Source organism: Mycolicibacterium bacteremicum, assembly GCF_002086115.1.
GTDB lineage: Bacteria > Actinomycetota > Actinomycetes > Mycobacteriales > Mycobacteriaceae > Mycobacterium > Mycobacterium bacteremicum.
Genome location: NZ_MVHJ01000004.1, coordinates 290,892 through 300,494, shown reverse-complemented (window position 1 = coordinate 300,494; position 9,603 = coordinate 290,892). Strand labels below are relative to the sequence as shown.

Annotated in this window: 10 protein-coding genes and 1 tRNA gene; 5 read left to right on the top strand and 6 right to left on the bottom strand. The window is 69.0% G+C overall.

Going from position 1 to position 9,603, the window contains the following annotated elements:
* The 3 genes from BST17_RS07190 to BST17_RS07180 form a co-directional block, all read right to left on the bottom strand.
* Window positions 1-437 (bottom strand): DUF7159 family protein (locus BST17_RS07190; RefSeq protein WP_456238122.1); only part of this gene is annotated, 437 nt, incomplete at its 3' end.
* A gap of 148 nt (window positions 438-585) precedes the next feature.
* Window positions 586-1,155 carry a dCTP deaminase gene (gene dcd, locus BST17_RS07185; protein WP_083056549.1) on the bottom strand — a complete coding sequence of 190 codons (570 nt, stop codon included), beginning with the start codon at window positions 1,153-1,155 and terminating at the stop codon, window positions 586-588.
* Between the two features lie 23 nt (window positions 1,156-1,178).
* Entirely contained in the window at window positions 1,179-1,610 is a 432-nt protein-coding gene (locus BST17_RS07180; protein WP_083056547.1) for a cupin domain-containing protein, read from the bottom strand.
* Window positions 1,611-1,667: 57 nt separating this feature from the next.
* Between BST17_RS07180 and BST17_RS07175 the strand changes: the two genes are divergently transcribed.
* The 5 genes from BST17_RS07175 to BST17_RS07155 all read left to right on the top strand — a co-directional run bounded on the left by BST17_RS07175 (window position 1,668) and on the right by BST17_RS07155 (window position 6,617).
* A tRNA-Gly gene (locus BST17_RS07175) sits at window positions 1,668-1,741 on the top strand.
* A 42-nt stretch (window positions 1,742-1,783) separates the two neighbouring features.
* Window positions 1,784-2,173: a PPOX class F420-dependent oxidoreductase gene (locus tag BST17_RS07170; protein WP_165762228.1), complete on the top strand. Its 390-nt coding sequence runs from the start codon at window positions 1,784-1,786 to the stop codon at window positions 2,171-2,173.
* Between the two features lie 60 nt (window positions 2,174-2,233).
* A complete protein-coding gene (locus tag BST17_RS07165) occupies window positions 2,234-3,241 on the top strand; it encodes an acrylyl-CoA reductase family protein (protein ID WP_083056543.1) in 1,008 nt (335 codons plus the stop codon).
* Between the two features lie 30 nt (window positions 3,242-3,271).
* A complete protein-coding gene (locus tag BST17_RS07160) occupies window positions 3,272-4,492 on the top strand; it encodes a PucR family transcriptional regulator (RefSeq protein ID WP_234807567.1) in 1,221 nt (406 codons plus the stop codon).
* 133 nt (window positions 4,493-4,625) lie between these two features.
* A complete protein-coding gene (locus BST17_RS07155) occupies window positions 4,626-6,617 on the top strand; it encodes a fatty acid desaturase (RefSeq protein ID WP_083056542.1) in 1,992 nt (663 codons plus the stop codon).
* Here the strand turns inward: BST17_RS07155 and BST17_RS07150 are convergent.
* Genes BST17_RS07150 through BST17_RS07140 form a run of 3 tightly spaced genes read right to left on the bottom strand, consistent with a single transcriptional unit; the run spans window position 6,605 to window position 9,602 of the window.
* Window positions 6,605-7,618, bottom strand: coding sequence for an ABC transporter ATP-binding protein (locus tag BST17_RS07150; protein ID WP_083056541.1), 1,014 nt, complete (start codon window positions 7,616-7,618; stop codon window positions 6,605-6,607). The genes BST17_RS07155 and BST17_RS07150 overlap by 13 nt on opposite strands.
* Window positions 7,615-8,643 carry an ABC transporter ATP-binding protein gene (locus BST17_RS07145; RefSeq protein WP_083056540.1) on the bottom strand — a complete coding sequence of 343 codons (1,029 nt, stop codon included), beginning with the start codon at window positions 8,641-8,643 and terminating at the stop codon, window positions 7,615-7,617. Before BST17_RS07145 ends, BST17_RS07150 begins: the two co-directional genes overlap by 4 nt.
* Window positions 8,640-9,602 carry an ABC transporter permease gene (locus tag BST17_RS07140; protein ID WP_083056538.1) on the bottom strand — a complete coding sequence of 321 codons (963 nt, stop codon included), beginning with the start codon at window positions 9,600-9,602 and terminating at the stop codon, window positions 8,640-8,642. Before BST17_RS07140 ends, BST17_RS07145 begins: the two co-directional genes overlap by 4 nt.
* Window position 9,603: the final 1 nt, after the last annotated feature.

Here is a 9,603-nt window from a genome sequence, read left to right as displayed (position 1 = left end):
TTCCCCCCCGAGGCGATAGCCGCGGGACCCCCCCCCCGGGGGGGGGTGGGGCGTTCCGGTAACCGCCGGCGGGCGCACGTTTCCCCCCCCCCGCGGCCGGCCGCCTGCGCCAGCGCTCCGGCGGCGTGCAATTCGGACACCAGCATCACATCGGTCAGACCGCGGGCGGCCAGCGCGTCGCGCAGCACGGCGGCCTCGGTGTGGTCGGTCCAGGTGACACCGATCGACTTCAAATGGTGCCCGCCGGCCTCGGCGCTCTCCTGCGTCCCGAGCACCGCCTCGACCACCTGGTCGGCCGCGCTCGGGCTTGCTGCGCCCTCGACGCCGGAGACGTCGAAGACGTCGTGATCGACGGTCGCGCCGTCGCCCTTCTCCCCCTCGACCAGCACCATCCGCACCGTCGTAGGCGTCAGGGACACACCGAGTACGATGTCCACTTACCCCTCCAAAGTGTTTGCTATATCGCTCGTTTCGCCGAAACCGGGGTGTCGACAGAAACCGGCAACTAGTACTTCATCGCCGTGAGCAGCACCGCCGTTACACCCGACGGTCTTAGCTAGAGCACGTAATGAACCCTACGCGGGTTCAGGACTGGGGGAAGTTCAGATACGAGCGCGACGGGGTGGGACCGCGCTGGCCCTGGTACTTGGATCCGGCCTTGCTGCTGCCGTAGGGGTGCTCGGCCGGGCTGGTCAGTCGCAGCAGGCACAGCTGGCCGATCTTCATGCCCGGCCACAGCGTGATCGGCAGGTTGGCGACGTTGGACAGCTCGAGGGTGATGTGCCCGGAGAAGCCGGGATCGATGAAGCCCGCGGTGGAGTGCGTCAGTAGTCCGAGCCGGCCCAGCGAGGACTTGCCCTCCAGGCGGCCGGCCAGGTCGTCGGGCAGGGTGCAGCGCTCCAGCGTGGCGCCCAGCACGAACTCGCCGGGGTGCAGCACGAAGGGCTCGCCCTCCTTGGGTTCGACCAGGGTGGTCAGGTCGTCCTGGCGCAGCGCCGGGTCGATGTGGGTGTACCGGGTGTTGTTGAAGACCCGGAACAGGCTGTCGAGGCGGACGTCGATGCTGGAGGGCTGGATCAGTCCGTCGTCGTGCGGGTCCAGCGCCAGCCGGCCCGCGGCGATCTCGGCGCGGATGTCGCGATCGGAGAGCAGCACGCGGTGAGCCTAACCGCCGCCGGTCAGGGACAGGCGGCTGGCGCGTCGGCGCGGACCGGCAGATCGGCGGGCAGCGTGTAGGTGACCACCGCATTGGCGTCGTGCGGGCTGTCGTTGCGGACCAGGTGCGGCACACCGGCCGGGATGACGATGGCCTGCCCGGTCAGGTACGGCGTGGGGGCGCACTGGTCGGCGGTCTGCAGCGTGACGGTACCGCCGGTGATGACGGTCTGTTCGACGCCGGGGTGGGTGTGCCAGCCGCTGCTCGACGGCGGGTGCAGCACCAGGTTCTGGACGTAGAGGGTGGTCGGCCCGGCGGTCTCGATCTGCACCGGCGCCGTGGTGGTGCCCTCGGCGAGGTCGGTGCGCTCGATGTCACCGTCCGGTGGGGTGGCGGTGGCGGCCGGCGCCATGCTCAGGCTCAGGGCGGCTGCGACTGCGGCGAGGCGTTTCATGGATCCCCCAACTCATGAATCGGTGTGGCCAGGATGCTAGCCTTCCTGATCGAACAGGCCGATGTAGTTCAATGGCAGAACATCAGCTTCCCAAGCTGAATACGCGGGTTCGATTCCCGTCATCGGCTCCACGATCTGAGCACAGCAGCCGCCCCGCCTGCATGATGTGGGTCATGACCGATCCCGTGGCCGACCTGGCCGACGAGAAGTTCGTGTCCCTGGCGACGTTCAAGAAGAACGGCGAGAAGGTGGCGACCCCGATGTGGCTGGCGCGCGACGGTGACGCGCTGGTGATGTGGACGCCGGCCGACAGCTGGAAGGTCAAACGCATCCGCCGGGACAGCCGCGTCGAACTCGCACCCTGCGGACGGACCGGCACGATCGCCGAGGGCGCCCCCACGACACCAGGCTCGGCGATCGTCGACGCCGATCCGGCCGAGACGGCCCGAGTCCGGCAGCTCATCAAAGCCAAGTACGGCGTCGAATTCCACGTGATCACGCTCCTCGAAAAGCTGATCGCGCGCGGCAGCAAGGACCGGGTGGTCGTCCGGATCAGCGTGTAGGACCGTCCGCCGCGGGAAAGATAGAGAGGGCACCGTCCCACTCATCACCCAGGAGGCACCGTGGCACCCGCAGCGACCGATACGACGCGCGCTCTGATCGCCGACTCGTCCGGACCGGAGACCGTCCTGGAGGTTCGCTCACTCCCGGTCGCCGACCTCGGCGACGGCGACGTACTGATCGCGGTGTCCTGGTCGAGCGTCAACTTCAAGGACGCCCTCGCCACGAGCAAGGACGGCAAGGTCGCCCGCATCGATCCGCTGATCCCCGGCATCGACCTGGCCGGCACCGTCGTCGACCCGGGCGACTCCGGTCTGGCCGAGGGCGCCGAGGTGCTGGTGCACGGCTACGACCTCGGCGTCGCCCACCACGGCGGCTACAGCGAGTACGCCCGCGTCCCCGCCGACTGGGTCGTGCCGCTGCCCGACGGCCTGACGTTGCGCGAGGCGATGATCCTGGGCACCGCCGGATTCACCGCGGCGCTCAGTGTCATCGCCCTGGAAGAGCGCGGGCTCACCATGAACGTCGAGGGCCCGATCCTGGTCACCGGGGCCACCGGCGGGGTGGGCAGCGTCGCCGTGTCCATCCTCGCCGCCCGCGGGTTCTCGGTCACCGCGGTCACCGGCAAGGCCGACGCCGCCGACTGGCTGCGCACCCTGGGCGCCGCCGACGTGGTCGACCGCTCGGCCCTCGGTGACCCGAAGCGTCCCCTGCAGAAGGAGGCCTGGTCGGCCGCGGTGGACAGCGTTGGCGGCGAGACGCTGGCCGCGGTGCTGGCCTCGCTGCGCTACGGCGCCGCGGTGGCGGCCTCCGGCAACGCCGGCGGAGTTGCCCTGCCCACCACCGTCTTTCCGTTCATCCTGCGCGGAATCTCGCTGCTGGGAATCGATTCCGTGCAGTGCCCGATCGGCCGTCGTCGCGACGTGTGGGCGCGGCTCGGGCGCGACCTGCGTCCCCCGCTGCTCGATGAACTGGTCGCCGACGAGGTCGGCCTCGACGACGTGCCCGCCGCGCTGCACCGCATCCGCGGTGGCGGCAACCGGGGACGCACCGTGGTGAAGGTGCGCTGAACCGCGCACCGGCGAACTAGGGTCCGGGAGGTGGACACGCGACCCGGCGCCGACGGCCCGCCCGCCGTCCGCGACGTCGCCGCGGCGCTGCTCGGCAACATCGCCCCGCTGGCCGAGGACATGCTGGACCATCTGGCCCGGCACATCCCGGAGATCGCCGCCGATCCCGACCTGCGCGGCCTGACCCTGGGCTCGTGTTCGTCGAACCTGGAGGCGGTGCTCTCGATGGTCCGCCTGGGCATCGACGCGGCCGCGGCCGAAGCCCCGGTCACCGCCCTGGAGCACGCCCGGGCAATGGCCTCGCGCGGACACAGCCTGGACGTGATGCTGCGCTTCTACCGCCTCGGCCATCAGTACTTCACCGGCAAGTTCGCCGAGGCGCTCACCACCCACGTGCCCGATCCGGCGGAGGCGCTACGACTGTTCCTGGAGGTCGAGCGGTTCGGCTTCGGTTACATCGACCGCATCTCGACGCTGGTGTCCTCGGAATACCTCGCCGAACTGGACCGCCGGCAGAACCGGGACCGGGCCGAACGCACCGACGTGGTGCGCGCCCTGCTGGCCGGCGAACGCATCGACCTGCGCGCAGCCGAAGCGGTATTGGGACATCCGCTCACCGGCGGCCAGCTCGCCTTCGTGTGCTGGACCGCCGACGCCGGTATCGATCTGCCCGGGACCGCGCAACGCGTCGCCAAGGGACTCGGGGCCGACCGGGCACTGGTCATCACCGCCGGCCCGCGCACGGTGTGGGGCTGGACGGTGGCACCGCGCGGCGCAACCGTGCCCGCACCGAGCCCAGGACCGGAAGTGCATCTCGCCGTCGGGACGGTGCAGCCCGGCCCGGCGGGTTTCCGGGTATCGCACCTGCAGGCGTTGCGCGCGCGCCGGATCGCCGAACTGGCCGAGCGGGCGGCCCCGTCGACCACGTCCTACCGCGATGTCGCCCTGGCGGATGTGATGTCCCAGGACCTCGACGCGCTGCGCGCCTACGTCGCGGCCGAACTCGGCGAGCTCGCCCGTGATGACTCCAAGAGCCGCGCCGAGCGCGCCGCGCTGCTGGCGTTCCTGACCGCGCAGGGCAGCTTGAAGGCGGCCGCGGAGGCGCTCGGCGTGCACCGCAACACCGTGCTGCAGCGGGTGCGCCGGGCCGAGCAGCGACTCGGCGGGCCGAGGCCGTCCCGGCGTGCTGAGGTGCACGCTGCGCTCTACGCCTGCGACGTGCTCGGAGCATCGATATTCCGCAACGGCTGACAGTCACAGGAGACCATCGGCCGATTTGATGTGCGGCCAGCACATGTTCAGGTGCGCACACCTCATTGTCGCGCCGACCGGCGATCGTTAGCTTTACGGGCACCACGACCGACCGCGCGATAGGACGACCGCCGTGTCACTGGCACTTCAGCACCCCGGCGCACCCGCTGCCGCCCCGCCCCCGGTGCCCGACACCGGCGAGCAGATTCCGGCGCTGTGCTGGCCCACCGTCGCGATCTTCGTCGGCGCCGTCGCGGTGTTCGCCGCCTCGACCTGGGCGGCGCTGACATCGCGCCTGCCCGCCGTCCTCACCATCGCGCTGAGTGCCGCGGCGATCTTCGTGCTGTTCACCGTGCTGCACGACGCATCGCACTACTCGATCAGCCGCCATCGTTGGGTCAATGTGGCATTCGGCCGGGCGGCGATGTTCTTTGTCTCCCCGCTGATCTCGTTCAAATCGTTCGCCTTCATCCACATCGAGCACCACCGCAACACCAACGACGGTGACAACGACCCCGACCATTTCGTCAGCGCGGCACCGTATTGGCAACTGCCGCTGCGCTTCCCGCTGATGGATGTGCCGTATCTACGATTCCTGATCCGCAACATCGGCACCCGGCCGTGCGCCGAGATCGCCGAAACCGCGGTCCTGATGTCCGGCACCGTCGCGGCCATCGCCGTCACCGCCGGCACCGGTCACATGTGGATGCTGGCTCTGGTCTACCTGATCCCGGAGCGAGTGGCGATGTTCGTACTCGCGTGGTGGTTCGACTGGCTGCCTCACCACGGGCTCACCGAGACCCACCGCGGCAACCGCTACCGGGCCACCCGCAACCGGGTGGGCGCGGAGTGGATCCTCACCCCGCTGCTGCTGTCGCAGAACTACCACCTGGTGCATCATCTGCACCCCTCGGTGCCGTTCCATCGCTATGTCGCGGCATGGCGACGCAACGAGGCCGCCTACCTCGACCACGACCCCGCGCTCATCACGGTGTTCGGCCAGCAGCTCGACGCCGACGAGTACCGCACCTGGAAACAGTCGAACGGCAGGCTGGCCCGCGTCCTGCCGGTGCACGCACCGCGCGCCGGGGGCGATACCCATCGGCTCACGGTCCGCAGCGTGGACCGGCTGACCCCGGACAGCGTCAAGATCACCTTCGACGTGCCATCGCATCTACGGGACACGTTCGGCTTCCGGCCCGGCCAGCACGTCACCGTCCACCACCGGCTGGCCGGCCAGCACCTCCGGCGCAACTACTCGATATGCACCTCCGCGCTGTCCGCTGAACTCGCCATCGCGATCCGCCGAATACCCGGCGGTCAGTTCTCCACGTTCGCCAATGACGACCTCCGGGCCGGCGACACCCTCGAACTCGGCGCACCCACCGGCTCGTTCGGCGCTGCGCTGGATCCGAATGCCCGCCACCACCATGTGGCCGTGGCGGCCGGTAGCGGCATCACACCCGTCCTGTCGGTGCTGCAGAGCACCCTCGACGCCGAACCCGACAGCCGGTTCACCCTGATCTACGGCAACCGCACCGCCGAAACGACGATGTTCGCGGCCGAACTGGACGACCTGCAGGCACGTTCACAGGGCAGGCTGCGCGTCATCCACGTACGGTCGGCCGACCCCGACCATCCCGCGCAGCTGCGCGGCCGTATCGATCCCGACCTGGTGCACCGCCTCCTCGGCGACACCGATGCCGTCGACCGGTGGTTCTGCTGCGGACCGGCAGAACTGGTGAAAAGCCTGCGCAGCAACCTGATCGAGGACGGGGTGCCCGCGGCGCGCATCCACGTCGAACTCTTCCGCGGCGCCGCTCCGGCGCCACCACGCGACGGGGCCATCGCCGGCGAGGTGGCCGTCACCCTGCGGGGCAACGCACGCACCGTCGCCCTCGACGCCGGCGAGACGATCCTGGAAGCGTTGCTGCGCAACAAGATCGACGCACCGTATGCGTGTCTGGGCGGTGCCTGCGGAACGTGCACGGCCGTCATCACGGCGGGCGCGGTGACGATGGATCAGAACTACGCGCTGAGCGCCGAGGATGTCCGCGCCGGGCGGGTCCTGACCTGCCAGTCCCGCCCGGTCACCCCGTCGGTCGGCGTGGACTACGACGCCTGATCGGCCATTGCCTCCAGGTGGCGCGGGTGGTGACAGGCCGCCGCGTGCGTCGGCTCGCGTTCGACCATGGCGGGCTCCTGCGCGGTGCAGACATCGGTGGCCCACCGGCACCGGGTGTGGAAGCGACACCCGGATGGCGGGTCGATCGGACTCGGGACGTCGCCCTCCAGGATCAACCGCTCCCGCGCCGCGTTGCGCCGGGGATCGGGGATCGGGACGGCCGACAGCAGCGCGTTCGAGTACGGGTGCAGCGGCTTGGCGTAAAGATCGGCGGCCGAACCGGTCTCGACGATCTTGCCCAGATACATCACCGCCACCCGGTCCGAGACATGGCGCACCACACCGAGATCGTGGGCGACGAACAGGTAGGACAACCCGAACTCGTCCTGCAGGTCCTCGAGCAGGTTGATGATCTGCGCCTGCACCGACACGTCCAGCGCCGACACCGGCTCGTCGGCGATGATCAGCTTGGGCCGCAACGCCAGCGCGCGGGCAATCCCGATCCGCTGCCGTTGCCCGCCGGAGAACTCGTGCGGGAACCGGTTGTAGTGCTCGGGCTGCAGACCCACCCGCGCCAGCAGATCCTGCACCCGGCGCTTGACCTCGGCACCGCTGGCCAGGCCGTGCAGCTCCATCGGGTCACCGATGATCTGTCCGATCCGTCGGCGCGGATTGAGCGAGGCATACGGATCCTGGAACACCATCTGAATGTGGCGGCGGATCGGTCGCAGATCGCGACGTGACCGCCCCACCAACTCCTGGCCCTGGAATGTCACCGACCCCGAGGTCGGCGCCATCAACTGCAGGATCAGCCGGCACAACGTGGACTTGCCGCACCCGGATTCGCCGACCAGGCCCAGCGTCTCACCCTCGTGCAACGTGAGGCTGACACCGTCGACGGCCCGCACCCGGGCCACCTCGCGCTCGATGATGGCGCCCGCCTTGATCGGGAAATGCTTGACCAGGTCGGTGACCTGCAACAGCGGCTCCGATGCGCTCATTGCGTCACCCGCCTGCGCAGACCGATCCGCCCGTCCACCTCGCGCAGGGTTGACTTCTGCACCGGGTCCAGCCAGCAGCGGTCCAGGTGCCCGACGGTCGCCCGGGTCTCCAACGGCGGTAATTGCGCACAGTTCTCGAACACATGGGGGCAGCGTGGGGCGAACCGGCACCCCGGCGGCAACGCCAGCAGCGACGGCGGGGCTCCCCCGATCTGCGGCAGCCGTGCGTGCTGCGGCGTATCCAGCGGTGTCAGCGATCCGAAAAGACCCCAGGTGTAGGGATGTTGGGGATCGTAGAAGATGTCGTCGACGGTGGCGTCCTCGACCACCTGGCCGCCGTACATCACCAGTACCCGGTCCGCGATCTCGGCCACCACGCCCAGATCGTGGGTGATCAGCACGACTGCCAGATCACGCTCGGCGTTGAGTTCGGCCAGCAGGCGCAGGATCTGCGCCTGGATGGTGACGTCCAGTGCGGTCGTCGGTTCGTCGGCGATCAGCACCTCGGGTTCCAGCGACAGCGCCATCGCGATCATCACGCGCTGCCGCATGCCGCCGGAGAACTCGTGCGGGTAATCCCGCACCCGGCGTTCGGGATTGGGGATGCCCACGGTCCGCAGCAGCTCCACGGACCGGTCGCGTGCCTCCGCGCGTGAGACATCGCGGTGTGCACGGATCATCTCGGCGATCTGATCACCGACCCGGTACACCGGATTGAGCGAGGTCATCGGGTCCTGGAACACCATCGCGATGTGTTCGCCGCGCACACCCTGCAGCTCACGATCGTCGAGCCGGGTCAGATCGCGTCCGCCGAAGCGCACCGCTCCGTCGATGGTCGCATTCGGTGCGCGGGTCAGGCCGATCACGGTCTGGGCGGTCACGCTCTTGCCCGAACCGGACTCGCCGACGATGGCCAGCACCTCGCCGGCCGCCAGATCGAACGACACCCCGTCGACCGCGGTCACCACGCCGTCCTGGGTGGTGAAACCGACACGCAGATTGTCGACTTCGAGTAAGGGACTCATACCGGGGCCGCCTCTCCGATCCGGATCCGGGGATCCAGGAATGCGTACGCCACATCGACCAGCGTGTTGAACAGCACGATGAAGAACGCTCCGAACATCGTCACCCCGATCAGCGGCGGCAGATCCAACGAGCCGATCGCCTGTCCCGCGTACAGACCGACGCCGTTGAGGTTGAACACCGTCTCGGTGAGGATGGCACCCCCGCCGACGACGGCGCCGAAGTCCAGCCCGAACAGCGTGACGACCGGGATCATCGAGTTGCGCAGCACATGCCTGACCCGGACCTGGCGTTCGCTGATGCCCTTGGCCCGCGCGGTACGGACGTGGTCGTCGTTCATCACATCGAGCATGTTGGATCGCAGCACCCGGCTGTAGAAGCCGACGTAGAGCACCGCCAGGGTCAACCAGGGCAGGATCAGGTGATAGGCCCAGTCCAGCGGATCCTTCGTCAGCGGCACGTACCCGCTGGTCGGGAACAGTTCGGCCTTGAAGCTCAGGTAGTACAACAGGATTGCCGCCAGCCAGAACACCGGCACCGAGATCCCGACCAGCGACAGGATGGTCAGCGCGCGGTCGGTGAACTTCCCGGCGTGGACGGCACTGAGATAGCCGAACCAGATCGCCAGCGCCATCCAGATCACGGCGGCGCCGATGCACAGCGACAGGGTGGCGGGCAGCCCCTTCCAGATCTGATCCACGACGTTCTGCGAGCTCGCGTAGGAGGTGAGCTCACCGGTGAAGATCTGCTTCATCATCGTCAGGTATTGCACGTACAGCGGCCGGTCGAGGCCGAGATCGGCGCTCACCCTGGCGATCAGCTCCGGGTCGGCGTTCTTGCCGGCGATCCTGGCGGCCGGGTCGGAGTTCGGGATCACGTTGAAGATCAGGAACACCAGCACCGAGATGGCGAACAGGACGGCGACCATGCCGCTGAGCCGGCGTACGACAAACCGTGCCATG

Coding starts and splice junctions, on each gene's coding strand:
- BST17_RS07180 (WP_083056547.1), bottom strand. CDS start 1,610: ATGAAACGCCTCGCCGCAGTCGCAGCCGCCCTGAGCCTGAGCATGGCG.
- BST17_RS07170 (WP_165762228.1), top strand. CDS start 1,784: ATGACCGATCCCGTGGCCGACCTGGCCGACGAGAAGTTCGTGTCCCTG.
- BST17_RS07150 (WP_083056541.1), bottom strand. CDS start 7,618: ATGAGCGCATCGGAGCCGCTGTTGCAGGTCACCGACCTGGTCAAGCAT.
- BST17_RS07145 (WP_083056540.1), bottom strand. CDS start 8,643: ATGAGTCCCTTACTCGAAGTCGACAATCTGCGTGTCGGTTTCACCACC.
- BST17_RS07140 (WP_083056538.1), bottom strand. CDS start 9,602: ATGGCACGGTTTGTCGTACGCCGGCTCAGCGGCATGGTCGCCGTCCTG.